24 protein-coding genes are annotated in these 23127 nt (G+C 60.7%); 12 read left to right on the top strand and 12 right to left on the bottom strand.

Annotation, left to right across the window (positions count from 1 at the left end; translation table 11 throughout):
• Nucleotides 1–150: 150 nt before the first annotated feature.
• Entirely contained in the window at nt 151–2892 is a 2742-nt protein-coding gene (gene acnA / locus HBO41_RS06780) for an aconitate hydratase AcnA (protein WP_169985551.1), read from the top strand.
• A 64-nt stretch (nt 2893–2956) separates the two neighbouring features.
• Here acnA and HBO41_RS06775 read toward each other — a convergent pair whose 3' ends face one another.
• Together HBO41_RS06775 and cysK are read right to left on the bottom strand one after the other, a co-directional pair.
• Nucleotides 2957–3895, bottom strand: coding sequence for an aspartyl/asparaginyl beta-hydroxylase domain-containing protein (locus HBO41_RS06775; protein WP_017137405.1), 939 nt, complete (start codon nt 3893–3895; stop codon nt 2957–2959).
• A gap of 312 nt (nt 3896–4207) precedes the next feature.
• Nucleotides 4208–5182 (bottom strand): cysteine synthase A, encoded by a 975-nt coding sequence (gene cysK, locus HBO41_RS06770; RefSeq protein ID WP_099548669.1) that lies wholly within the window; start codon nt 5180–5182, stop codon nt 4208–4210.
• A 124-nt stretch (nt 5183–5306) separates the two neighbouring features.
• Between cysK and HBO41_RS06765 the strand changes: the two genes are divergently transcribed.
• The 3 genes from HBO41_RS06765 (at nt 5307) to HBO41_RS06755 (ending at nt 8645) form a co-directional block, all read left to right on the top strand.
• Nucleotides 5307–6383, top strand: coding sequence for a DUF748 domain-containing protein (locus HBO41_RS06765; RefSeq protein ID WP_169985549.1), 1077 nt, complete (start codon nt 5307–5309; stop codon nt 6381–6383).
• A gap of 238 nt (nt 6384–6621) precedes the next feature.
• Nucleotides 6622–7467: a MoxR family ATPase gene (locus HBO41_RS06760; RefSeq protein ID WP_017137402.1), complete on the top strand. Its 846-nt coding sequence runs from the start codon at nt 6622–6624 to the stop codon at nt 7465–7467.
• Entirely contained in the window at nt 7467–8645 is a 1179-nt protein-coding gene (locus HBO41_RS06755) for a VWA domain-containing protein (RefSeq protein ID WP_138816246.1), read from the top strand. Before HBO41_RS06760 ends, HBO41_RS06755 begins: the two co-directional genes overlap by 1 nt.
• A gap of 106 nt (nt 8646–8751) precedes the next feature.
• Here the strand turns inward: HBO41_RS06755 and HBO41_RS06750 are convergent, their stop codons facing one another.
• Genes HBO41_RS06750 through HBO41_RS06740 form a run of 3 tightly spaced genes read right to left on the bottom strand, consistent with a single transcriptional unit; the run spans nt 8752 to nt 11104 of the window.
• Complete coding sequence (locus tag HBO41_RS06750; protein WP_169985547.1) at nt 8752–9666, bottom strand: biotin-dependent carboxyltransferase family protein; 915 nt, start codon at nt 9664–9666, stop codon at nt 8752–8754.
• Nucleotides 9663–10367 carry a 5-oxoprolinase subunit PxpB gene (gene pxpB, locus HBO41_RS06745; RefSeq protein WP_169985545.1) on the bottom strand — a complete coding sequence of 235 codons (705 nt, stop codon included), beginning with the start codon at nt 10365–10367 and terminating at the stop codon, nt 9663–9665. The genes HBO41_RS06750 and pxpB overlap by 4 nt, the downstream gene beginning before the upstream one ends.
• A complete protein-coding gene (locus HBO41_RS06740; protein ID WP_017137398.1) occupies nt 10364–11104 on the bottom strand; it encodes a 5-oxoprolinase subunit PxpA in 741 nt (246 codons plus the stop codon). The genes pxpB and HBO41_RS06740 overlap by 4 nt, the downstream gene beginning before the upstream one ends.
• A gap of 175 nt (nt 11105–11279) precedes the next feature.
• Here HBO41_RS06740 and HBO41_RS06735 point away from each other — a divergent pair, with 175 nt between their 5' ends.
• Nucleotides 11280–12194, top strand: coding sequence for a LysR family transcriptional regulator (locus HBO41_RS06735; RefSeq protein ID WP_017137397.1), 915 nt, complete (start codon nt 11280–11282; stop codon nt 12192–12194).
• A 109-nt stretch (nt 12195–12303) separates the two neighbouring features.
• Here HBO41_RS06735 and HBO41_RS06730 read toward each other — a convergent pair whose 3' ends face one another.
• Genes HBO41_RS06730 through HBO41_RS06720 form a run of 3 tightly spaced genes read right to left on the bottom strand, consistent with a single transcriptional unit; the run spans nt 12304 to nt 14201 of the window.
• Nucleotides 12304–12846: a DUF2937 family protein gene (locus HBO41_RS06730; protein ID WP_099548664.1), complete on the bottom strand. Its 543-nt coding sequence runs from the start codon at nt 12844–12846 to the stop codon at nt 12304–12306.
• An 11-nt stretch (nt 12847–12857) separates the two neighbouring features.
• Nucleotides 12858–13634: a class II glutamine amidotransferase gene (locus tag HBO41_RS06725; protein ID WP_017137395.1), complete on the bottom strand. Its 777-nt coding sequence runs from the start codon at nt 13632–13634 to the stop codon at nt 12858–12860.
• A 30-nt stretch (nt 13635–13664) separates the two neighbouring features.
• Nucleotides 13665–14201: a hypothetical protein gene (locus tag HBO41_RS06720; protein WP_017137394.1), complete on the bottom strand. Its 537-nt coding sequence runs from the start codon at nt 14199–14201 to the stop codon at nt 13665–13667.
• Between the two features lie 21 nt (nt 14202–14222).
• Between HBO41_RS06720 and HBO41_RS06715 the strand changes: the two genes are divergently transcribed.
• Together HBO41_RS06715 and HBO41_RS06710 are read left to right on the top strand one after the other, a co-directional pair.
• On the top strand, nt 14223–16265 hold the full coding sequence (locus HBO41_RS06715) for a S9 family peptidase (RefSeq protein WP_169985543.1): 2043 nt from the start codon (nt 14223–14225) through the stop codon (nt 16263–16265).
• Nucleotides 16266–16335: 70 nt separating this feature from the next.
• The gene (locus tag HBO41_RS06710; RefSeq protein WP_017137392.1) at nt 16336–16809 is read left to right on the top strand and encodes a cyclic nucleotide-binding domain-containing protein; all 474 of its coding nucleotides are present in this window, start codon (nt 16336–16338) and stop codon (nt 16807–16809) included.
• Here the strand turns inward: HBO41_RS06710 and HBO41_RS06705 are convergent.
• Nucleotides 16806–17090 carry a hypothetical protein gene (locus HBO41_RS06705; RefSeq protein WP_026013726.1) on the bottom strand — a complete coding sequence of 95 codons (285 nt, stop codon included), beginning with the start codon at nt 17088–17090 and terminating at the stop codon, nt 16806–16808. The two genes, HBO41_RS06710 and HBO41_RS06705, sit on opposite strands and share 4 nt — an antisense overlap.
• A gap of 78 nt (nt 17091–17168) precedes the next feature.
• Between HBO41_RS06705 and HBO41_RS06700 the strand changes: the two genes are divergently transcribed.
• Nucleotides 17169–17855 carry a spermidine synthase gene (locus tag HBO41_RS06700; protein WP_065929156.1) on the top strand — a complete coding sequence of 229 codons (687 nt, stop codon included), beginning with the start codon at nt 17169–17171 and terminating at the stop codon, nt 17853–17855.
• A gap of 204 nt (nt 17856–18059) precedes the next feature.
• On the opposite strand, the gene HBO41_RS06695 is transcribed toward HBO41_RS06700, so the two are convergent.
• A complete protein-coding gene (locus HBO41_RS06695; RefSeq protein WP_169985541.1) occupies nt 18060–18980 on the bottom strand; it encodes a ParB/Srx family N-terminal domain-containing protein in 921 nt (306 codons plus the stop codon).
• A gap of 151 nt (nt 18981–19131) precedes the next feature.
• Between HBO41_RS06695 and HBO41_RS06690 the strand changes: the two genes are divergently transcribed.
• The 3 genes from HBO41_RS06690 to HBO41_RS06680 all read left to right on the top strand — a co-directional run bounded on the left by HBO41_RS06690 (nt 19132) and on the right by HBO41_RS06680 (nt 20545).
• Entirely contained in the window at nt 19132–19506 is a 375-nt protein-coding gene (locus HBO41_RS06690; protein ID WP_003210675.1) for a YajD family HNH nuclease, read from the top strand.
• A gap of 162 nt (nt 19507–19668) precedes the next feature.
• Entirely contained in the window at nt 19669–20136 is a 468-nt protein-coding gene (locus HBO41_RS06685; protein ID WP_003189607.1) for an RNA methyltransferase, read from the top strand.
• 67 nt (nt 20137–20203) lie between these two features.
• Nucleotides 20204–20545: a DUF2892 domain-containing protein gene (locus HBO41_RS06680; RefSeq protein ID WP_017137388.1), complete on the top strand. Its 342-nt coding sequence runs from the start codon at nt 20204–20206 to the stop codon at nt 20543–20545.
• A gap of 47 nt (nt 20546–20592) precedes the next feature.
• Here the strand turns inward: HBO41_RS06680 and HBO41_RS06675 are convergent, their stop codons facing one another.
• Nucleotides 20593–21813 (bottom strand): hypothetical protein, encoded by a 1221-nt coding sequence (locus HBO41_RS06675; protein WP_169985539.1) that lies wholly within the window; start codon nt 21811–21813, stop codon nt 20593–20595.
• A gap of 13 nt (nt 21814–21826) precedes the next feature.
• Complete coding sequence (locus HBO41_RS06670) at nt 21827–22276, bottom strand: YcgN family cysteine cluster protein (protein ID WP_017137386.1); 450 nt, start codon at nt 22274–22276, stop codon at nt 21827–21829.
• A gap of 153 nt (nt 22277–22429) precedes the next feature.
• On the opposite strand from HBO41_RS06670, the gene HBO41_RS06665 reads away from it, so the two are divergent.
• Nucleotides 22430–23014 carry a nitroreductase family protein gene (locus HBO41_RS06665; protein ID WP_169985536.1) on the top strand — a complete coding sequence of 195 codons (585 nt, stop codon included), beginning with the start codon at nt 22430–22432 and terminating at the stop codon, nt 23012–23014.
• The last annotated feature ends 113 nt before the right edge of the window (nt 23015–23127 follow it).

Genomic DNA, 23127 nt, shown 5'->3' with positions numbered 1-23127 from the left:
TCATGAAAACGCGCGCATGATAGCCGAGTTCGGAACCTTGGACTTAACGATAGAGTCCAGTTATTAGCCTGCTAATGAAAACAGGGCTAAGTTGAAAGCTCTGTTCGTCCCGTCAGGTCCGTAGCCGTGCGGACCATAAGGAGTCATGTAATGTCATCGCTAGATAGCCTGAGAACCCTTAAAACCCTGCAAATCGACGACAAGACTTACCACTACTTCAGCTTGCCCGAAGCCACCAAGAGCCTGGGTGACCTGGACAAGCTGCCGATGTCCCTCAAGGTGCTGCTGGAAAACCTGCTGCGCTGGGAAGACAACAAGACCGTCACCGGCGCCGACCTCAAGGCCATCGCCGCCTGGCTCAAAGAGCGCCAGTCCGACCGCGAGATCCAGTACCGCCCGGCCCGCGTATTGATGCAAGACTTTACCGGCGTACCCGCCGTGGTCGACCTGGCCGCCATGCGCGCCGCCGTGGCCAAGGCCGGTGGCGACCCGCAGCGCATCAACCCGCTCTCCCCCGTGGACCTGGTGATTGACCACTCGGTGATGGTCGACAAGTTCGGCAGCACCAGCGCCTTTGAACAGAACGTCGACATCGAGATGCAGCGCAACGGCGAACGCTACGCCTTCCTGCGCTGGGGCCAAAGTGCGTTCGACAACTTCAGCGTGGTGCCACCGGGCACCGGCATCTGCCACCAGGTCAACCTTGAGTACCTGGGGCGCACGGTGTGGACCAAGGACGAAGACGGCCGCACTTACGCCTTCCCCGACACGTTGGTGGGCACCGACTCCCACACCACCATGATCAACGGCCTGGGTGTACTGGGCTGGGGCGTGGGCGGTATCGAAGCGGAAGCGGCGATGCTCGGCCAGCCGGTGTCGATGCTGATTCCGGAAGTGATCGGCTTCAAGCTGACCGGCAAATTGAAAGAAGGTATTACTGCCACTGACCTGGTGCTGACTGTCACCCAGATGCTGCGTAAAAAAGGCGTAGTGGGCAAATTCGTCGAGTTCTACGGCGACGGCTTGGCCGACCTGCCCCTGGCCGACCGCGCTACCATCGCCAACATGGCCCCGGAATACGGCGCCACATGTGGCTTTTTCCCGGTGGACGAGGTGACGCTGGACTACCTGCGCCTGTCCGGCCGCCCGGCAGAAACCGTCAAGTTGGTGGAGGCCTACACCAAGGCCCAGGGCCTGTGGCGTAACGCCGGCCAGGAACCGGTGTTCACCGACACCCTGGCGCTGGACATGGGCAGTGTCGAAGCCAGCCTGGCTGGGCCGAAACGCCCGCAGGACCGTGTGTCACTGCCCAATGTAGGCCAGGCGTTCACGGACTTTCTCGACCTGCAGTTCAAACCCGCCAGCAAAGAAGAAGGCCGCCTGGAAAGTGAAGGCGGCGGCGGGGTTGCCGTGGGCAATGCGGATTTGGTCGGCGAGACCGATTACGAGTACGACGGCCACACCTATCGCCTCAAAAACGGCGCGGTGGTGATCGCCGCGATTACCTCCTGCACCAACACTTCCAACCCCAGCGTGATGATGGCCGCAGGCCTGGTGGCGAAAAAGGCCGTGGAAAAAGGCCTGACCAGCAAGCCGTGGGTGAAAACCTCCCTGGCGCCCGGCTCCAAGGTGGTGACCGATTACTACAAGGCGGCCGGCCTTACCCAATACCTCGACAAGCTGGGCTTTGATCTGGTCGGCTACGGTTGCACCACCTGCATCGGCAACTCCGGGCCATTGCCTGAGCCGATCGAAAAAGCCATCCAGAAGGCCGACCTGGCGGTGGCTTCGGTGCTGTCGGGCAACCGCAACTTCGAAGGCCGCGTGCACCCACTGGTGAAAACCAACTGGCTGGCTTCGCCGCCGTTGGTGGTCGCCTATGCCTTGGCGGGCACCGTGCGTATCGACATCAGCAGCGAGCCGCTGGGCGAAGGCAAGGACGGCAAGCCGGTGTACCTCAAAGACATCTGGCCGAGCAGCAAAGAGATTGCCGATGCGGTGGCGCAGGTCAGCACCGGTATGTTTCACAAGGAATATGCCGAAGTGTTTGCCGGTGACGAGCAATGGCAGGCGATTGAAGTGCCGCAGGCCGCGACCTATGTATGGCAGGAGGACTCCACCTACATCCAGCATCCGCCGTTCTTTGACGATATTTCCGGGCCACTGCCGGTGATCGAAGACGTCAAGGGCGCCAACGTGCTGGCCCTGCTGGGCGATTCAGTGACCACCGACCACATCTCCCCCGCCGGCAATATCAAAACCGACAGCCCCGCCGGGCGCTACCTGCGCGAGCAAGGCGTGGAGCCACGCGACTTCAACTCCTACGGCTCACGCCGGGGCAACCATGAAGTGATGATGCGCGGCACCTTTGCCAACATCCGTATCCGCAACGAAATGCTCGGCGGCGAAGAAGGCGGCAACACGCTGTACATCCCCACCGGCGAGAAAATGCCGATCTATGACGCCGCCATGAAGTACCAGGCCTCGGGCACGCCGCTGGTGGTGATTGCAGGCCAGGAATATGGCACCGGCTCAAGCCGCGACTGGGCGGCCAAGGGCACTAACCTGCTGGGGGTCAAGGCGGTGATTGCCGAGAGTTTCGAACGGATTCACCGCTCCAACCTGGTGGGCATGGGTGTGTTGCCGTTGCAGTTCAAGCTGGATCAGAACCGCAAGGCGCTCAAGCTGACCGGCAAGGAGAAGATCGACATTCTTGGGCTTACCGATGCCGAGATCGAACCACGGATGAACCTGACACTGGTGATTACCCGCGAAGACGGCAGCAGCGAGAAGGTTGAGGTGCTGTGCCGGATTGATACGCTTAATGAGGTGGAATACTTCAAGGCCGGTGGCATCTTGCACTATGTGCTGCGCCAGTTGATCGCGTCCTAAGCAACACGGGAGATCAAATGTGGGAGCTGGCTTGCCTGCTCCCACAGTTTTGACCGTGTTCAGATCAGCCGAACAGCCACTTCCACAGCAGCACCAGCACAACCACAGCCAGCACCGGCCGCGCAATGCGGTAGGCCTTGGGATGCTTGCGTTTCCACTGCTTGACCACACCACTGAACTTGTCACTGAACGTCTTGCTCCAGGCATACGCCTGGTTGATCCCGCCCACACGCTCGTCATCCAGGTTCTGCGGCGCAGTCGCGCGACCCAGCTGCTTGCTGACCCAGCGGTTGATGCCGGTCATGAGGCGGTTGCTCAGCGGGCGTTCGATATCGCAGAACAGAATCACACGGGTCTTTTCAGTTTCGTTCTTCACCCAATGCACGTAGGTTTCATCGAACATCACGTCTTCACCGTCGCGCCACGCGTAGACCTGGCCGTCGACGAAGATGCGGCAGTCGTCGGAGTTCGGCGTGGACAGGCCCAAGTGATAACGCAAGGAGCCTGCAAACGGGTCACGGTGCGGGTTGAGGTGGCTGCCACCCGGCAGCAGCGCGAACATCGCGCCCTTGACGTTCGGGATGCTGCTCACCAAAGCCACGGTTTTCGGGCACAGCGCCTCCGCCGATGGCAGGGGTTTGTCGTACCACTTGAGGTAGAAACGCTTCCAGCCCTTCTTGAAGAACGAGCCGAAACCGGCGTCGTTGTTCTTTTCGGCGGCGCGGATATAACCCTCGTCGAACAGGTGCATGGCCTCTTCGCGGATCACTTCCCAGTTATCCTTGAGCACATCCAGTTCCGGGAACTTGCTGCGATCCAGGTATGGCTTGGACGGCACGGCCGAGAACAGGTACATCAAGGCGTTATACGGGGCGAACAACGCCGAATGGTTGACGAACTGGCGCAACACCGGCAAACGCGCCTTGCCGCGCAAGTGCACATACAGAATGCTGCCGATAAACAACGCCAGCACCGACAGTTTGGCGGCCAAAGAAAAGGTCATGCAGCAACTCCTGAAAATAAGCGCCTGGCCAGCAACCTCCCGTCAACGGGAAACCAGACGTAGCAGCCGGCCATGATAAACACTTGGGCCATTATGCAGAAGGCCCAGGCCGACCGGCTGATATACATCAACTCCGATGATGAGCGGAGCCGTTGTGGCAAGCAGGCTTGTTGTGGCGAGCAGGCTTGCCCTGCGTTGGAGTGCGAAGCACTCCCAATTCAGACTACGCGGTGTACCTGATAGACCGATTCGTCGGGTTTAGGGCTGCTTCGCAGCCCAGCGCAGGGCAAGCCTGCTCGCCACAGGAGATCATCACGCCTGGGTTTCTTGATCGGTAAACAGATCGCTGAACAACATGCTCGACAGGTAGCGCTCGCCGGAGTCCGGCAGGATCACCACGATGGTCTTGCCCTGCATTTCCGGCTTCTCGGCCAGACGCACGGCCACAGCCATGGCGGCGCCGCAGGAGATACCGCACAAAATCCCCTCTTCCTGCATCAGGCGCAGGGCCATGGCCTTGGATTCGTCGTCGGTCACCAGCTCCACGCGGTCAACCATCGACAGGTCGAGGTTCTTCGGCACAAACCCGGCGCCGATGCCCTGGATTTTATGCGGGCTCGGCTTGATCTCTTCACCGGCCAGCGCCTGGGTGATCACCGGCGATACCCTCGGCTCAACCGCCACCGACAGAATCGGCTTGCCCGCAATGTTCTTGATATAGCGCGAAACGCCAGTAATGGTGCCGCCAGTGCCCACGCCCGCCACCAGCACGTCCACGGCGCCATCGGTGTCGTTCCAGATTTCCGGGCCGGTGGTTTTCTCGTGAATAGCCGGGTTGGCCGGGTTTTCGAACTGGGCCGGCATAAAGTAGGTGGCCGGGTCGCTGGCGACAATCTCGCCAGCCTTGTCGATAGCGCCTTTCATGCCCTTGGCCGGCTCAGTCAGCACCAACTCGGCGCCCAGGGCCTTGAGCACTTTGCGTCGCTCGATGCTCATGGAGGCCGGCATGGTCAGCAGCAGCTTGTAGCCACGGGCGGCGGCGACAAATGCCAGGCCGATGCCGGTGTTGCCGGAGGTCGGTTCGACAATGGTCATGCCCGGCTTGAGTTTGCCGGTGCTTTCGGCGTCCCAGATCATGTTGGCGCCAATGCGGCACTTCACCGAGTAACCCGGGTTACGCCCCTCGATCTTGGCCAGGATGGTCACGCCACGCGGCGCAATGCGGTTGATCTGCACCAGGGGCGTGTTACCGATGGAGTGCGCGTTGTCGGCAAAGATACGGCTCATGACGGGTCCTTAAGGCAATTTCAAGAAGGCCCCAAGGGTATGCCTCAGGCCTTTGGGCGTCCAGTCAGAGGAACGTTGCGCCCGCGCGTGCGGTCCATCGCCTATACCGTTGGAGAGCATTGACATGAAACGTCGCTACAGTGGGCTGCTATGGATCGTCGCCGTACTGGTGGTAGCACTGATCGCCCTGGACCTGGCCCTGCCCTATCTGGTGCGCAATTACCTGAACGACAAGCTGGCCGACATGGGCGATTACCGTGGCCAGGTCACTGACGTGGACCTGGCCTTGTGGCGTGGCGCCTACCGCATTAATGGCCTGAAAATCGTCAAGGTCGACGGTAAAGTACCTGTGCCGTTCGTCAACGCGCCGCTGATTGAATTTGCCGTCAGCTGGCACTCGCTGTGGTACGACCATGCCGTCGTCGCCGAGGGCCATTTCGTAAAGCCTGAAATCAACTTCGTCGACGGCGGTGCCAACAAACAGGCGTCCCAAACCGGTAAAGGCACCGACTGGCAGCAACAGTTGAAAAAACTGCTGCCGATCACGCTGAATGAAGTGCGCATTGAAGATGGCAAGATCGCCTTTCATAATTTCAGCTCCAAGCCCCAGGTGAACATCAAGGCCACCGAGGTCAATGCCAGTCTGTACAACCTGACCAACGTGGTAGACCTCAAAGGCAAACGCGACGCGCGATTCGAAGGCAAGGCCCTGCTGCAGGGCCAGGCCCCTATGGAGGCCAACGCAACCTTTGATCCTTTAAATAATTTTGAAGACTTCGAATTCCGCTTCCGCGCCCGCGACTTGCAACTTAAACGCATGAACGACTTCGCCTCGGCCTATGGCAAATTCGACTTCAAGGCTGGCACCGGCGACGTGGTGATTGAAGCCCAAGCGGAAAATGGCCAGCTCACTGGCTATATCAAGCCGCTGCTGCGCGATGTAGAAGTGTTTGACTGGAAACAGGACGTGGAGAACAAGGACAAAAACATCTTCCGCTCGATCTGGGAAGCCGTGGTAGGCACCAGCGAAACCGTGCTCAAGAACCAGAACAAAAACCAGTTTGCGACCCGCGTGGAACTCAGTGGCAGCGTGCATCAGCAAGATATCAGCGCGTTCTCCGCATTTTTGGCGATTTTGCGTAATGGCTTCATCCAGGCGTTCAATGCGCGCTACGAACAACCCAAGCCTTCCGCCAACTAACCCTGGGAGCTGGCTTGTGTGGGAGCTGGCTTGCCTGCGATAGCATCAACTCAGTCTGCCTGAATCACCGAGGTGCTCGCATCGCAGGCAAGCCAGCTTCCACACAAGCATCAGCATAACCCCCGCCCGTTGGCCTGCGATGTGACCGGCCATTCAGAGACTGAATAACCCGTCTGCGTTCACAGTCGCCGGGGCTGCGCGGTATAGTCCGGGCATTGATGAATTCGAGGAATGACCGATGAAGTTCGAAGGCACCCAGGCCTATGTGGCTACCGATGACCTGAAACTGGCCGTCAACGCCGCCATCACCCTGGAGCGGCCGCTGCTGGTCAAGGGCGAACCGGGCACCGGCAAGACCATGCTCGCCGAGCAATTGGCCGAGTCCTTTGGTGCCAAGCTCATCACCTGGCACATCAAGTCGACCACCAAGGCGCATCAGGGCCTGTATGAGTACGATGCGGTCAGCCGCCTGCGCGACTCGCAACTGGGCAACGAGAAAGTCCACGATGTGCGCAATTACCTGAAAAAGGGCAAGCTCTGGGAAGCCTTCGAGTCCGAGGAGCGCGTGATCCTGCTAATCGATGAAATCGACAAGGCCGACATCGAGTTCCCCAACGACCTGCTGCAAGAACTCGACAAGATGGAGTTCTACGTCTACGAAATCGACGAGACCATCAAGGCCAAGAAACGCCCGATCATCATCATTACCTCCAACAACGAAAAAGAGCTGCCCGACGCGTTCCTGCGCCGCTGCTTCTTCCATTACATTGCGTTCCCCGACCGCAGCACCCTGCAAAAGATCGTCGACGTGCACTACCCCGATATCAAGAAGGATTTGGTCAGCGAAGCGCTGGACGTATTCTTCGACGTGCGCAAAGTGCCGGGCCTGAAGAAAAAGCCGTCCACCTCCGAACTGGTCGACTGGCTCAAGCTGCTGATGGCCGACAACATCGGCGAAGCGGTGCTGCGCGAGCGCGACCCGACCAAGGCTATTCCGCCGCTGGCCGGTGCCCTGGTCAAGAACGAGCAAGACGTGCAGTTGCTGGAGCGTCTGGCGTTCATGAGCCGTCGCGGTAATCGCTGATGCTGCTCAACCTGTTCAACGAGATGCGCGCCGCCAAGGTGCCGGTGTCGGTGCGCGAGCTGCTCGACCTGATCAACGCGCTTAAACAGCGCGTGGTCTTCGCTGACATGGACGAGTTTTATTACTTGGCCCGGGCGATCCTGGTCAAGGACGAACGGCACTTCGACAAATTCGACCGTGCGTTCGGCGCCTATTTCAATGGGCTGGAAAAGCTCGACGACCACCTGCAGGCGTTGATCCCTGAAGAATGGCTGCGCAAGGAATTCGAACGCTCGCTGACCGATGAGGAACGCGCGCAGATCCAGTCCCTTGGCGGCCTGGACAAGTTGATCGAAGAATTCAAGAAACGCCTGGAAGAACAGAAAGAACGCCACGCCGGCGGCAACAAGTGGATCGGCACCGGCGGCACCAGCCCGTTTGGCTCCGGCGGCTATAACCCGGAAGGTATCCGGGTTGGTGATGCCGGCAAACGCCAGGGCAAAGCCGTAAAGGTCTGGGACCAGCGCGAATACAAGAATCTCGACGATCAGGTCGAGCTGGGCACGCGCAATATCAAGATCGCCCTGCGCCGCCTGCGCAAGTTTGCGCGTCAGGGTGCGGCTGAAGAGCTGGATATCGACGGCACCATCGACCACACGGCGCGGGATGCCGGCTTGCTGAATATCCAGATGCGCCCGGAGCGGCGCAACACCATCAAGCTGTTGCTGCTGTTCGATATCGGCGGCTCGATGGACGCTCACGTGAAGATCTGCGAAGAGCTGTTTTCGGCGTGCAAAACCGAGTTCAAGCACCTGGAGTACTTCTACTTCCACAACTTCGTGTACGAGTCGGTGTGGAAGAACAACCAGCGCCGCACTTCGGAGCGCACCTCTACCCAGGACCTGCTGCACAAGTACGGCGCCGACTACAAAGTGATCTTTATCGGCGATGCGTCGATGGCGCCGTATGAAATCACCCAGGCCGGCGGCAGTGTCGAGCACTGGAACGAGGAGCCTGGGTATGTGTGGATGCAGCGCTTCATGGCCAAGTACAAGAAGCTGATCTGGATTAACCCGTACCCGAAAGACACTTGGGGCTATACGGCGTCGACGGGGATTGTGCGCGAGTTGGTGGAGGATCAGATGTATCCGCTGACGTTGCGTGGGCTGGAAGAAGGCATGCGTTTTCTGTCTAAGTAGGTGGTGTATTCACTGACGCTATCGCAGGCAAGCCAGCTCCCACAGGGGAGTGCATTCCAAAGTTGAAATGCATTCCCCTGTGGGAGCTGGCTTGCCTGCGATGCTTTTAGCGATTCAAAAACCGCTGCAAAAACTCGATGTGCTGCCGATGCGCAGTCTCCTGCACCACTGGCGCCAGCCTCACCTTCTCCCCCGGCAAACACTGCGCCAGCCGCGCCAATGCCAACGGCGTCAGTGCGCCCAAACGCGGATAGCCGCCAATGGTCTGCCGATCATTGAGCAACACAATCGGCTGCCCATCCGGCGGCACCTGGATCGCGCCCAACGGGATGCCTTCAGAGATCAACGACGGCCCCTGGTACTGCAACGGCGTGCCCAGCAGGCGCATGCCCATGCGGTCGGCGCGGCTGTCCAGCGACCAGTCGGTATTGAATGCATCGAACAGGCTCTGCCCACTGAACTGGCCGATCTGCGCGCCGACAATCACGTCCAGCGGCGCTTTTGCCGGCAGATCAGGCGTGCTCAGCACGTTCATCGCGCCGCCCGTACCGGAATAAACCAACCGCCCGCCTTCGGCCAAGGCCTTGCCGAAACCGTCCAGCCCACCTAATGCCTCACGTACCACCGTGGAACAACTGCCCAGCACAGCCGGCGCATCAAACCCGCCGGGCGCCGCCAGGTAAGCCCGCGCACCACTGAATGGCTGGGTAAAGCGCAGACGCTGACCCTTTTGCAGGATAAAACTGCGCCCGGGACTGATGGCGCGTTCGTCGATATAGGCGCCCAAATCCGCCCCGGCCAATGCCAGCAAACAATAGTCTTCGGCCTGCACGGTAAACCCGCCCAGGGTGATTTCCACCACCGGCGCATCCAGCGTATTACCCAGCAGCCAATTGGCCCAAGACATCGACACCCAGTCCAGCGCACCGCCCTGGGTCACGCCCAGGTGGCGCACGCCAAAGCGTCCGGCGTCCTGTAACAGGCACAGCGGCGTGCTGGCCTCGATCAACAAGCGGCTCATGCCTGCGCCTCCAACGGCGTGTCATCGCCACCCAAATGGATGAATTCGGCGTGGCCGACCGCTTCGAAACGCACGGTATCGCCCGGCTGCATCAGGCTGTAGCCGTCACGCTCGCGGTCGAACAGTTTGGCCGGGGTGCGACCGATCAGGTTCCAGCCGCCCGGCGACACCACCGGGTAGGCGGCGGTTTGCCGCTCGGCAATGCCGACACTGCCGGCCGCCACGCGTTTACGCGGCGTGTTGAGGCGTGGTGTGGCGAGGATTTCGTCGACCAAGCCCATAAAGGCAAAACCGGGCGCGAAGCCGAGGGCAAAAACTTGGTATTCGTGGGCACTGTGGCGATGGATCACCTGCTCGATCGACAACCCGCTGCGCTGGCTGAGCAACGTCAGTTCCGGGCCGACACTCAGGTCGTACCACACCGGCAACACGTGGCACTGGCCGCTGCCCTGCGCCTGGGGTTGCAAGTCAGTCAGCGCGCGGTCGATCAGTTCCCGCGCCTGGGCCGGGCTTAACGCTGTGAGGTCGTAATGCACCATCAAGGTGGTGTAGGACGGCACCAGATCCACCAGCGCGTCACCAAAACCTTCACGCAGACGTTGGGTGGCGGCGAGCATCCACGGCATGTTGGCTTCCGCAATCACCTCAAACAGACGCACCATCAGGCAGTCGATGGCCACCACTTCAATGCGTGGCTTCATGCTGGTTTCAACGCCTCGCGGATGCGCTGCACAGCGGCGATCGAGCTGGCGTTGTCGCCGTGTACGCACAGGGTGTTGGCCTGCAACACCAGAGCGCTGCCGTCGCTGGCCGTCAGGGCTTGCCCACGGGAAATGGTCAGGGCTTGCTGCACGATGGTGTCGGCGTCGTGATGGACCGCGCCCGGCAACTGACGCGAAACCAGATGGCCCTTAGGGTCATAGGCGCGATCAGCGAAGGCTTCGAACCACAGTGTCAGGCCGAATTCATCGCCCATCGCCTGGGCTTCGCTGTTGTCGCTTTTGGCCAGCAACATCAAGGGCAAATCGCCATACGCGGCCACAGCCTGCATCACCGCTCGCAGTTGCGCCGGTTTGGCCATCATGTCGTTGTACAGCGCACCATGGGGTTTGACGTAGCTGACGCGGGTACCCTGCGCACGGCAGATGCCCTCAAGGGCGCCGATCTGGTAGTGCATGAGGTCCTGGATTTCCTGCGGCGTATAGGCCATGGAACGGCGGCCGAACCCTTGCAGGTCCTGGTAGGCCGGGTGCGCACCTATTTGCACGCCATGCTTGAGTGCCAGGCTGACGGTCTGGCGCATGATGCTCGGGTCGCCGGCATGAAACCCACAGGCCACGTTGGCGCAATCGATGAACGGCATGACCTCGGCGTCCAGACCCAAGGTCCAGTTACCAAAGCTTTCGCCGATGTCGCAATTCAAAAGCAGACGGCTCACGGTGGTTGCTCCTGTAGGCTTTGTATTTTTTGTAGTGTGGGATTTTTTACGCAGAACTCGCAACTTGTCCTGACACCCTAACGGCGCTTATCGTGGAATGCCTCGATTTTTGGCGTTTGCCGGGTGCGGCGTCCAACTAATAAAAACCGATCCAAGCATAAGAAAAGTTGATCCCATGAATTTGAAGTTCCTCGAAACTTTCGTCTGGGTGGCCAAGCTCAAGAGCTTTCGCCTGACCGCCGAAAAGCTGTTCACCACCCAGGCCTCGATTTCCAGCCGCATCGCCGTGCTCGAAAGCGAACTGGGTGTGAAGCTGTTTCTGCGCGATTCACGCGGCGTCAGCCTGACCCCGGAAGGCTTGAAGGTGCTCGATTATGCCGAGCAGATGATGGTCACAATGCAGGGCTTGAAGCAGTCCCTGGAGACCACCAGCAGCAAGGTGGGGCGCATCCGCATCGGTGCCATGGACACGGTGATCCACACCTGGCTGAGCCCATTGGTGGCGCAATTGATGGATCACTTCCCGCGGGTAGAAATCGAACTGGTCGCCGATACGGCGCTTAACCTCAGCGATCAGCTGCAAAAAGGCTTCCTCGACCTGATCCTGCAAACCGACCTGCTGCGCCTGGAAACAGTGCGCAGCCTGGAGCTGGCCAGCCACCCCATGGCCTGGATAGTCGCCAGCCACTCCATCTACAACCGTGACTACGCCTCCCTCGCCGAACTGGCCCAGGAGCGCATCATCACCTACTCGAAAAATTCCCACCCACACCAGGATGTGCTGAGCCTGATGCAGGCCAACGGGGTGGCCTCGCCACGCATGAACTGTGTGAACTCGGTGTCGGCGATTACCCGCTTGCTACGCGATGGCTTCGGGATTGGCGCGTTACCGCCGGTGCTGGTGATGGAGGAATTGGCCAGTGGGGAGTTGGTGATGCTGCCAATGGCGCAACGCTTGCCGAACTTGCAGGTGGTGGTGTCGTGGCGTGTGGGGGTGGAGTTGGTGGAGGAGATTGTGGGGTTGTGCCAGAAGGTGGTGGCGCGGTATGCCGAGGAAGTGGGCGAAGAAAGGATGGTACTAAGCCAATGATCTTTCCCACGCTCCGCGTGGGAACGCAGCCCGGGACGCTCTGCGTCCCAAAGCCTGACGCAGAGCGTCACAAGAGGCATTCCCACGCAGAGCGTGGGAACGATCATCTTTAGAGGCCTTTAAGGTCGCGCTCTTCAATCGGCCGGCTCTGGCGCAGGCGCTTGCCGCCCAACACCACCCAGTCGATCAGGCGAAACAGGCATTCGATGCCGAACGACAACAGCATCGCCCCGCCCAAACCCCAGCCCATCGCCTCAGGCGTCAGCAAAATTTGGTAGCTGTAGCCATTCCAAGTTTCCAGGCGGATATCCGGGTCGGCAGCCACCGCCACTTGCAGCGCGCGGATGTACCACGGGCCTTGCATGGCCTGGAACTGCTTGTCCAACGCCACCTGACGATCGAGCAAAGTGCCCAGGCTGTTGGCATCGCTGCGAAACACCGGGTCATCACTGGCGCGGTAATGGGCCACCAACGCCTGCAAGTCCCCATTGAAGAACTGCTGCGCCGTGGCATCAAAGCCGCGCAGGCCGGTCTGGGCTTCGATCAAATGGGCTTCAACGCGCTTGGCGTAGTCGTTGATAAACCCCGGCACTTGCACGCCGACCAACAAGCCAATGGCAAACAGCACCAACCGCAGATAACTGAGCAACATGGTCGATATCCTTACTCGGTAACGCCTTGGCTGACGCATTCACCGCGTCGCCACAGGCTCCATTGGCCCGGTTCGTAGCGGGTCCAGTTTTCATTGTCGGTCAAGGGCTCGGTGGCGATCACCGTGACTACGTCATCAGGCGTGGTTTCGGCCTGAAAATCGACGATCACGTCGACATCTTTCAAACGCGCCGGGCCAAACGGTGCGCGCCGGGTAATCTGCGCCAGTTTGGTCGAGCAGTAGCAAAACAGCCAGTCGCCGTCGCTGAGCAGGCAGTTGAACACGCCTTTGCTGCGGTATTCGGCGCAGGCGGCGATCAGGTCCGGCAGCACCTGCTCGATCTCCACCGGCTCCGGAAAGGCTTCGCGAACGCGATTGAGCAGGTCGCAGAACGCCGCTTCGCTGTCGGTGTCGCCCACCGGCCGGTAGAACGTGGCGCGCGGGTTGAAGTCGGCCAATTGGCCGTTATGCGCAAAGCACCAGTTACGGCCCCACAGTTCACGCACGAACGGGTGAGTGTTGGCCAGGCTCACCTTGCCCACATTGGCCTGGCGGATATGGCCAATCACCACTTCACTTTTGATTGGATAACGCTGCACCAGCAGGGCGACTTCCGACTCGCTGCTCGCGGCCGGGTCCTGGAACAGCCGCAGGCCACGGCCTTCGTAAAACGCGATACCCCAACCGTCGCGGTGGGGGCCGGTACGCCCGCCCCGCTGCATCAGCCCGGTAAAGCTGAACACGATATCGGTGGGGACGTTGGCACTCATGCCCAATAATTCACACATGCCAGGGCTCTCGCTGCAGGGCTTACAACGTTAAAGACGCGGCTCAACCCGCAGATTGCCGGCAGGCGGCGGGCGACGGAAAGGTTCGTCGTCTTCGTCTACCGGCTCGGCGGCCAGTGCGGCGTCGGCGGCGGCCTTGCGCTCACGGCGGGCGTTGGCGGCACGCTCGATGGGCCAGCGGATCAACACGAACACGATATACACGCCAAACGCGATCATCGTGTACATGAACAGGTCGGAGATGGCCCGCCAGGCGTTATTGCCCACGTGCAGCACCAGGTCCAGGGCGGTAATGGCCACGGCTGGCGCAAACTGGGTCTTGACCGGGTCGACGATGGTCGGGCTGAACAGCAACACCGCCATCAACAATTGCAGCGGCTCACGCAGCCAGCGCCAGATCCAGCGGGTCATGCGCCACCACACCAACAGGCAGCCCAAAGCGGCGAAGGCGTAAAGGCCCCAAGCGGTCAGATAGTCGTTCTCGGTCATGGTGTCCATGGCAAGGCTGGCAAAGAGGCGGCTATGATAACGGCTTTTGCGTGTCTCGGCTGCAATGCCTGCCACCATCCGCCAGACAGAGAGTGATCCATGCCTATATCGACTGCCCCGATCGCCCGCAAGGCCCAAGGCCCGGACCCGTATGCCTGGCTGCAGGAACGTGACACACCTGAAGTCCTCGATTACCTCAAAGCCGAAAACGCCTGGCAGGAAGACCAGCTCGCCGGCCAGCAAGCCCTGCGTCAAAGCCTGTTCGAAGAAATCAAGGGCCGCATCCTGGAAACCGACCTGTCGTTGCCTTCGCCGTGGGGCCCGTACCTGTATTACACACGCACCACCGCCGGTGATGAATACGCCCGCCACTACCGCTGCCGTCGCCCGGCGGATGACAGCAACACGGTGGACGAAAGCAGCGAAGAATTGCTGCTGGACCCGAATGTGCTGGCAAACGGCGGCTTTTTCTCCCTGGGCGCGTTCAGCATCAGCCCCGACCACCTGCGCCTGGCCTACAGCCTCGACACCAGCGGTGAAGAGATTTACACCCTGTACGTGAAGGAATTGGCCACCGGCAAGGTCAGCGAACTGGAGTTTGAAGACTGCGACGGCAGCATGACCTGGGCCAACGACAGCCTGACGCTGTTCTTCGGCGAACTGGACGACACCCATCGCCCGCACAAGCTTTACCGCTACCGCCTGGATGGCACGGCAGCGCAGGAAGTGTTCCACGAGCCCGACGGGCGGTTCTTCCTGCATTGCTACCGCTCCAGCTCCGAGCGCCAATTGCTGCTGGCCCTGGGCAGCAAGACCACCAGCGAAATCTGGGCGCTGGACGCCGACCAGCCACAGCAGGCTTTCACCTGCCTGGCGCCACGGGTCGAAGACCATGAATACGATGTCGACCACGGCATGCTGGATGACCAATGGACCTGGTTTATCCGCAGCAACCGTGACGGCATCAACTATGCGCTGTTCATCGCCGCCGACACTGGCAGTGTGCCAAGCGAGGATCAATGGCAGAACCTGGTCCCCCACAGCGATGACGTGATGCTCGACGGCGTGACCCTCAATGCCGGCGCCATGACCTTGAGTCTGCGTATCGGCGGCCTGCCGGTGATCGAAGTGCACCCGCAGGGTTCGAGCGCCTACCGCGTGGAATTGCCTGACGCCGCCTACAGCCTTTACGTGCAGAACAGCCTGGAATTTGCCAGCGACAAGATCCGCCTGCGTTATGAAGCCCTGAACCGTCCGGCCCAGGTGCGCCAGCTTGAACTGGCCAGCGGCGCGCAGGTGGTGCTCAAGGAAACCCCGGTACTCGGTGTGTTCAACGCCGACGATTATGTCAGCCAACGGCTGTGGGCGACTTCTGCAGATGGCACTCAGGTGCCGATCAGCCTGGTGGTCAAGCGTGATCAGCTTGGCCAACCCACGCCGCTGTACCTCTATGGCTACGGCGCCTACGGCTCAAGCCTCGACCCTTGGTTTTCCCATGCGCGCCTGAGTTTGCTGGAGCGTGGCGTGGCATTTGCCATCGCGCATGTACGCGGCGGCGGTGAGCTGGGTGAAGCCTGGTACCGCAATGGCAAGCAGGAACACAAACAGAACACGTTCAGCGACTTTATCGCCTGCGCCGAGCACTTGATCGCCGAAGGGCTGACCACCTCCAAGCAGCTGGCTATCAGCGGCGGCAGTGCCGGCGGCCTGTTGATCGGCGCGGTGCTCAATCAACGCCCGGAGCTGTTCCAGGCGGCGATTGCCGAAGTGCCGTTCGTCGACGTGCTCAACACCATGCTCGACCCGGAACTGCCGCTGACCATTACCGAGTACGACGAGTGGGGCAACCCGCAAGAGCCCGAGGTGTATGAACGCATCAAGGCCTACGCGCCCTATGAAAACGTCCAGGCCCAGGCTTACCCGCACATGCTGGTGATTGCCGGCTACAACGACAGCCGCGTGCAGTATTGGGAAGCGGCCAAGTGGGTGGCCAAATTGCGCGACACCAAAACCGACCACAACCTGTTGCTGCTCAAGACTGAACTCGGTGCCGGCCATGGCGGGATGAGCGGGCGTTACCAGGGATTACGTGACGTAGCGCTCGAATATGGATTTGTCTTCAAGGCCCTGGGGCTCGTTTAAGGAACTTAGCAAGGCGGTCCTGTCTGAACACAAGACCGCCCGACTTGATTGATGGACCAAGATTGCAGCTATGCCACTACCGACTCTGATGAACAACGAAATCCGCGACATGCTCATGGATTGCGGCCTGTTCGACCCGCTGTTACCGGAAGATTTTCACGTGGCCGCCGGCTACTTCAATATCAGCAGCATTGCCCGCGATGAGGTGATTTTCCTCGAGGGCGATGCGGGCACCTTCATGTGCATCCTGCACAGCGGCCAGGTGGCCGTGCAAAAAACCAATCACACCGGCCAGCGCCTGACCATCGCCACCCTGCGCAGTGGCCGGGCTTTTGGCGAGATGGCCGTGCTTGACGGCGAGCGGCGCTCCGCCAGTTGCGTGGCCGCCAGTGATTGCGTGCTGTTGAACCTGGGCAAAGATGCGCTGGAAAAAATGCTCAACGAAGCCCCCAGGGTAGCGGCCAAGATCATTCGCGCGATTGCGATTGCCTTGTCCAAGCGCCTGCGCATGGCCGACGGGCAATTACTGTCCCAGCAATTTTAACCGCCGGGCGTCTTCGGCTTGCTGTCATTTTGCAGCAGGCCAGGCACCGTCTGATCCTTGGGCGGCGTTGGCAACACAATCGGCACCAGCGCCGGTGAGCCGTTCGCGGTGGTTTTGGGCGCCACGGGCGGAGTGACTTGCGGGTACAAGGTGGGCGTCGGCGTGCCCGGCGCACCGGGGGTTGGCGTAGGCGCCACGGGCACGGTTTGCGCCTCTTGCGCCTGCGCCGCACCCAATGTGAGCGCGCTCAACGCAATGACCGTTAGAATGCTGCACTTCATCGATGGCTCCATGGCCTGACCGGAATGTCGTAAGGCTACTCCCAACCGCGCAAGAATGCCCTTCCCAATGAGATTTCCATGAAACGTTTCGTTCTGCTCGACACCACCCCAATCCCCGACAACGGCGGTGCCTTGTGCCTGTTCGAATACGGCGAGGATTTTGTCATCAAGATCCAGGGCGGTGACGGCGGCCAGTTGATGAACACGCGCATGCATGGCTCCGAAGACGCGCTGGCGGAGATTCCTTGCCGTAAAGTCGCCGGTCGGCCGGGTTCGCGGGTGCTGATCGGCGGCCTGGGCATGGGCTTTACCCTGGCCTCGGCACTCAAGCATTTGGGCAAGAGCGCTGAAGTGGTGGTGGCGGAATTGGTGCCTGGCGTAGTGGAATGGAACCGTGGCCCACTGGGGGAAAAATCCGGCCGCCCGCTGCTGGACCCACGCACGGTGATCCGCATGGAAGACGTGGCCAAGGTGCTGCAGGCCGAGCCGCAAGGCTTTGACGCGATCATGCTGGATGTGGACAACGGCCCCGAAGGCCTGACGCAAAAAGCCAACAGTTGGCTGTATTCGGCCGGTGGCCTGGCCGCGTGTGCCAAAGCGCTGCGGCCTAAAGGCGTGCTGGCGGTGTGGTCAGCCAGCGCCGACAAGCTGTTCAGCGACAAACTGCGCAAGGCCGGGTTCAAGGCCGAGGAAGTGCAGGTGTTCGCCCATGGCAACAAGGGCACCCGGCATACCATCTGGATTGCCGAGAAGCTCAAGGGCTGAGTCCCGCTGACACAAAAAAAAACCTGTAGGAGCCCGCTGGTGTGGGAGCTGGCTTGTGTGGGAGCTGGCTTGTGTGGGAGCTGGCTTGTGTGGGAGCTGGCTTGTGTGGGAGCTGGCTTGCCTGCGATAGCATCACCGCGGTCTACCTGAATCACCGAGGTGCCAGCATCGCAGGCAAGCCAGCTCCCACATTTTGGTCCCGTGTCAGCCCCGGGATTTTCGATAGTCGATCACATACGGCACTTTTTTCTCAAAGGTCTTGTCCAGCTCGCCCTGGTCCAGTTGGGTCATACCGCCCAGTTGCCTGGCAGTAAAACCGCTGCTGCCCACCTGCGAACCCGGCACCAGGCTGACCATGCGCTTGGCAACCGCCTCAATCGCGTCCTTATAGCCGCCCTTTTTGTTCAAGTTGTACGCCTTCAAATCAATCTGCGTACGCAGCCAGTTGCCCCAGTAGAACTCCAGGAATTCCGGCGCAATCGCGCCATCGTCCGGCTTGCCGTAGGCGGCCTTACGGGTGAAATACACCAGGCTGCGAAACGTGTCGTCCTGCAGGTTCTTGAAGCCCAGGTGCGCAGGCAGCTGTTGCGGCGGCAGGGTCTGGCCTTGATTGTCCTTGAGCCAGACCTTGCGGGCCGCTTCCATGCGCTGCCAGAAGGTGTTCATGTCGGCACTGTTGCTGAAGTCATCGGTTACCTTGACCCACATTTTCAGTTGCGGGCCGCCGCCGGGCACTTCCCACAAGGTAGTGAAACTGTGGTGACCGTCGGTCAGGTACAACTGGCCACCGGGGCCGACCACCACGGTTTTCATGTCGTCGGGGTGGGTGCCCACCGGGTCTTTGCAGGTGAAACTATCGGGTTGGTGCAGGTCGGCTTTCTTCGGCACGTTGTCGGCGGCGCCCTGGCCGTTGGTTTCGCAGTATTCGTCGAACACCTTGGCCGGTTTGTCGGCGAACAGCCCCAGGCTGTAGTAGATCTGGTCAAAGCCCACCACGGCCTGGGTCGGGTGCAGTTGCTCAAGGGCCACCTCGATCACCTGGCCGGGCTTGGGTGTGGAGAACGCCTGGGCTTGAGCGGCCAGGGCGCTGAGCAGCAGGGCTGCGGTCCATGTGTACACACGCATAGGTTTCAGATCCTTGTGAAGTGAATATGCCGATACTACAAACGTTCGCTCAAGCGCAGCTGTACCGCGGCTGAAAAAGCCAGCGGTCATTTGCCTCGCGAGCGGCTAGAATCAACCCTATCCGTGAACCCCCAAATAGCCAGGAGCCATGATGAGCTCGACCAACCCGCCCTCCCACACCGCCAAGCTGGACCGCATCCTCGCCGATGCCCAGCGCGACCGGGAAATGGGCTACCGCGACAAAGCCTTGAAGATGTACCCGCACGTGTGCGGCCGCTGTGCCCGTGAGTTTGCCGGCAAACGCTTGAGCGAACTGACCGTACACCATCGCAACCACAATCATGATGACAACCCCCAGGACGGTTCCAACTGGGAGTTGCTGTGCCTGTACTGCCACGACAACGAACACTCGCGCTACACCGACCAGCAGTATTTCGGCGAAGGCTCCACCAGCAGCCCGACGATTGCCAAGGCGACGCACAACCCGTTTGCGGCGTTGGCGGGGTTGATGAAAAAGGACGACTGAAGCCCTTCTTTGTCTGTGCGGGCCTCATCGCAGGCAAGCCAGCTCCCACAGGGGAATGCATTCCAAGTGTGGGAGCCGGGCTTGCCCGCGATAGCGATCGCCCAAGCAACACATGCCTCCAAGGCCGTATAATCGCGGTTTTCCTCCAAGGCACCCTTCCCCGTGGGCAATAAACGCTACAGCTGCATCGGTCTGTATAACCCCAAATCCCCCGAAAACGTCGGCTCGGTGATGCGCGCCGCCGGCTGCTACGGCGTGGCCTCGGTGTTTTACACCGGCGTGCGTTACGAGCGCGCCCGGGACTTCATCACCGACACCAAGAAGGTCCACCACGACATTCCGTTGATCGGCATCGATGACCTGAAAAAGATCCTGCCGCTGGGCTGTATCCCGGTCGCCGTGGAGCTGGTGGAAGGCGCCCGCCCTCTGCCCGAATACACGCACCCGGACCGCGCGCTGTACATCTTCGGCCCCGAAGACGGCTCGCTGGACAAAGAGATCCGCGACTGGTGTGAAGACGTGGTGTACATCCCGACCACCGGCTGCATGAACCTTGCCGCCACCGTCAATGTGGTGCTGTACGACCGTCTGGCCAAGGGCAACAACACCCGCTCAGGCCCCAAGTACTGATATTTTGGGAACATCCGGCGCCTGCAAACAGTCAGCTACTTACACTTGCCTTTGTTGGAGACAAACCATGAGCGACAGCAAAACCCTGCGACCTATCATCGAACACCTGCAGCCAGCCCCCAAAAGCGAGCAAAACGTACACGGGTCGGAACGCATTCTTTCGGTGGCCGGCGGTGTGATGATGGTCGGCAAAGGCCTGCGCCGTGGCGGCATCTTCGGGCTGATCCAGGTGGCGATTGGTGGCGTGGCGCTGGTGCGCGGCGTGACCGGGCACAGCTCGCTCAAGGACAAGCTGGAGCAAGGCCGCCAGGAAATGAACAGTGTGCGCACCAAGATCGAACGCGCGGGCGAAGAGTTGAAGAACTTGAAGACCAAGGCTGAAGTGGCGGCAGAGAAAGCCACTAAATAGCCCGGCCAACCCCAATCAACTGTGGGAGCTCCCACAGTTGTTTTGGGTCAACGCAATAATTTGTTGTCCAGCACCACCGACGACTCGCCGATCACACTTTCAGCCAACTGCACAAACTGCGCCGTATTAACACTGTTCGCCCGCATCACCGCCTGCGCCAGATCATCCAGCGAACGTTTGTTGTGGGTCTTTACGCGGATCTCGCGGTCCAGCTCCTGCAACACCAGCACCGCCCGCGCCACGGTCGCAGCGTTGACTTGATTGCCGCGCAGGCTGATCACGCCCTTGCCTTCCTTGGCCAACCGCGTCTGTATCGCCGCATACCGCTCATCGGTAATGCCGCCGGCACGCCGCAGCAGTTCAATGGCGTAATACTCGCCCAACCCTTCGCTGATCCAGTCACTGGTATCGTGGTCGTTAAAACGGCCAATGGCTTGCACCACTTCGCGCAGCAACGGGCTGCTGCCGTTTTCGCTGATCAGCGGCGTGCGGCTGTTGAGGTAGATCGAATCGCGCGATGAGAAAGCGCCACGGCGCATCGGGTCGCTGGCGCCGACGATCAACAGCTTGGCAGGATGGCGTGGCAGTGCGGCTTCGACTTGCGGCCAGACGAACGTCAGCAGCGTCAGCACGTCCATCCGGCGCATGGCCTGACCCTTGGGCGAGGCCACGGTGACGTCAGTTTCACCCAGGCGCACGCGACGACTGCCGAGGCTGCCAGCGAGCATCCAGCCGGTAGGCCGGTCGAACAGGCGGGACACATTGTCGATACGGAATTTGTGCTTGCCGATACGCGGCCAGGCGGTTTCGACGCTCTTCCAGCCGGCCGGCAATTCAAACATCAGGCGCGACACCAACTCGGTACCGTCCTGCTGGTCCAGCCGCGCAACCGGCACCAGCTCTTCGCCGCGAAACAGCGCCCAGCTCGGCGTCATCCGCGCCTCATACACGCCCGCCTTGCGCGCATGGGCGAGGCGCACGCGGTAAGTCAGGCTGGCTTTGTCGGCGCTGGGTTGCCACAGGCCACGGCTGCCGGTGACCTGCCATTGGCCGTCGGCCTTGAAGTCACTGTAGTCGCCGTCACGGCCCAGGTCGAAGTTCAGGCTGCGCACAGCCGAACCCTGGGACAGGCTCACGCGGACCTCGGCCTGATCACTCTGGGGCAGCAGCTTGACGTGATAATCGAGGTCGACTTTCGTCGCGCACCACGCAGGCAGGCTCAGTGCCAGCAGCACCAAGGATGCCGCCAGCCGGGTTGCCACCCTCATACACACTCCTTTTTCAGCCTGCGCGGAAGATCAGGTAATCCTCCCAGTCATCTTCGGGCACGCTGCCTTCGGCGAGCATGCGCCCGGACTGGGAAATGCGTTCATGGTGCACAGCATCGCGGTCGCCACACACCAGGTGATGCCACAGCGGCAAGTCCTTGCGTTCGCTGACCAGGCGGTAGCCGCAGGTCGGCGGCAGCCATTTGAACTGGTCGGCCTGGCCCGGCGTGAGCTGGATGCAATCGGGCACCGAGGCGCGGCGGTTGGTGTAGTCGCTGCACTGACAGGTTTTCAGGTCGAGCAATTTGCAGGCGATGCGCGTGTAATAGACGCTGTTGTCTTCTTCATCCTCAAGCTTTTGCAGGCAGCACAGGCCACAGCCGTCGCACAACGACTCCCACTCCTCCTGGTCGAGGTGTTCAAGGGTTTTGCGTATCCAGAAAGGTTCGACTTTGGCGGCCATGGCTCTACATCAGTATCGGAAGGTGAAAAGGCCGCCAGTCTAGTGCCCAAGGCGCCTGGGGCCAAGCGCTTACGACTGGCGGTGTAACAACACTTGTCAGTCTAGTGGGCGCGCAGTAGCTTTGAAGGCCGAATTGACGATCAGGAACTGCCCATGACACGCGTTGCCGATTACCCGATCCACACCCAATTCACCGAACGTTGGTCGCCCCGCGCCTTTACCGGCGAAAGCATCCCGCAGGAGACGCTGCTGAGCTTCTTCGAAGCCGCACGCTGGGCGCCGTCGGCCTACAACTCGCAGCCATGGCGCTTTCTCTACGCGCGCCGCGACACGCCGAACTGGGAGCGTTTCCTGGGGTTGCTCAATGAATTCAACCGTGGTTGGGCGCAACACGCGTCAGCCCTGGTGATCATCGCTTCAAAAACCGACTTTACCGCCCCCGGCGCCAGCGAAGAAACCCCGGCGCTGTGGCACACCTTCGACACCGGTTCGGCATGGGGCCACCTGGCGCTGCAAGCCAGCCTCAGCGGCTGGTACACCCACGGCATGGCCGGTTTCGATCAGGAGCTGACCCGCAAAGAGCTGAAGATTCCAGAAGGTTATGCCCTGCACGCGGCTGTGGCCGTGGGCAAGCTGGGGGATAAGTCGAGCTTGCCGGAGTACCTGCAAGGTCGTGAAGCGCCAAGCCCGCGTCGGCCGCTGAGCGAACTGGTGTCCGAGGGTGATTTCAGCCTGTAAGCCTTGCATAGATCCAATATGTGCGGGCTTGTGTGGGAGCTGGTTTGTGTGGGAGCTGGCTTGCCTGCGATGAAGGCACCTCGGTGAATCAGGTAGACCGAGGTGATGCTATC

The sequence above is a fragment of the Pseudomonas sp. WS 5146 genome (assembly GCF_012985495.1).
Lineage (GTDB): Bacteria > Pseudomonadota > Gammaproteobacteria > Pseudomonadales > Pseudomonadaceae > Aquipseudomonas > Aquipseudomonas edaphica.
This window is presented reverse-complemented; position numbering and strand designations above follow the sequence as displayed.

Coding starts and splice junctions, on each gene's coding strand:
- acnA (WP_169985551.1), top strand. CDS start 151: ATGTCATCGCTAGATAGCCTGAGAACCCTTAAAACCCTGCAAATCGAC.
- HBO41_RS06775 (WP_017137405.1), bottom strand. CDS start 3,895: ATGACCTTTTCTTTGGCCGCCAAACTGTCGGTGCTGGCGTTGTTTATC.
- cysK (WP_099548669.1), bottom strand. CDS start 5,182: ATGAGCCGTATCTTTGCCGACAACGCGCACTCCATCGGTAACACGCCC.
- HBO41_RS06765 (WP_169985549.1), top strand. CDS start 5,307: ATGAAACGTCGCTACAGTGGGCTGCTATGGATCGTCGCCGTACTGGTG.
- HBO41_RS06760 (WP_017137402.1), top strand. CDS start 6,622: ATGAAGTTCGAAGGCACCCAGGCCTATGTGGCTACCGATGACCTGAAA.
- HBO41_RS06755 (WP_138816246.1), top strand. CDS start 7,467: ATGCTGCTCAACCTGTTCAACGAGATGCGCGCCGCCAAGGTGCCGGTG.
- HBO41_RS06750 (WP_169985547.1), bottom strand. CDS start 9,666: ATGAGCCGCTTGTTGATCGAGGCCAGCACGCCGCTGTGCCTGTTACAG.
- pxpB (WP_169985545.1), bottom strand. CDS start 10,367: ATGAAGCCACGCATTGAAGTGGTGGCCATCGACTGCCTGATGGTGCGT.
- HBO41_RS06735 (WP_017137397.1), top strand. CDS start 11,280: ATGAATTTGAAGTTCCTCGAAACTTTCGTCTGGGTGGCCAAGCTCAAG.
- HBO41_RS06730 (WP_099548664.1), bottom strand. CDS start 12,846: ATGTTGCTCAGTTATCTGCGGTTGGTGCTGTTTGCCATTGGCTTGTTG.
- HBO41_RS06725 (WP_017137395.1), bottom strand. CDS start 13,634: ATGTGTGAATTATTGGGCATGAGTGCCAACGTCCCCACCGATATCGTG.
- HBO41_RS06720 (WP_017137394.1), bottom strand. CDS start 14,201: ATGGTGGCAGGCATTGCAGCCGAGACACGCAAAAGCCGTTATCATAGC.
- HBO41_RS06715 (WP_169985543.1), top strand. CDS start 14,223: ATGCCTATATCGACTGCCCCGATCGCCCGCAAGGCCCAAGGCCCGGAC.
- HBO41_RS06710 (WP_017137392.1), top strand. CDS start 16,336: ATGCCACTACCGACTCTGATGAACAACGAAATCCGCGACATGCTCATG.
- HBO41_RS06705 (WP_026013726.1), bottom strand. CDS start 17,090: ATGAAGTGCAGCATTCTAACGGTCATTGCGTTGAGCGCGCTCACATTG.
- HBO41_RS06700 (WP_065929156.1), top strand. CDS start 17,169: ATGAAACGTTTCGTTCTGCTCGACACCACCCCAATCCCCGACAACGGC.
- HBO41_RS06695 (WP_169985541.1), bottom strand. CDS start 18,980: ATGCGTGTGTACACATGGACCGCAGCCCTGCTGCTCAGCGCCCTGGCC.
- HBO41_RS06690 (WP_003210675.1), top strand. CDS start 19,132: ATGAGCTCGACCAACCCGCCCTCCCACACCGCCAAGCTGGACCGCATC.
- HBO41_RS06680 (WP_017137388.1), top strand. CDS start 20,204: ATGAGCGACAGCAAAACCCTGCGACCTATCATCGAACACCTGCAGCCA.
- HBO41_RS06675 (WP_169985539.1), bottom strand. CDS start 21,813: ATGAGGGTGGCAACCCGGCTGGCGGCATCCTTGGTGCTGCTGGCACTG.
- HBO41_RS06670 (WP_017137386.1), bottom strand. CDS start 22,276: ATGGCCGCCAAAGTCGAACCTTTCTGGATACGCAAAACCCTTGAACAC.
- HBO41_RS06665 (WP_169985536.1), top strand. CDS start 22,430: ATGACACGCGTTGCCGATTACCCGATCCACACCCAATTCACCGAACGT.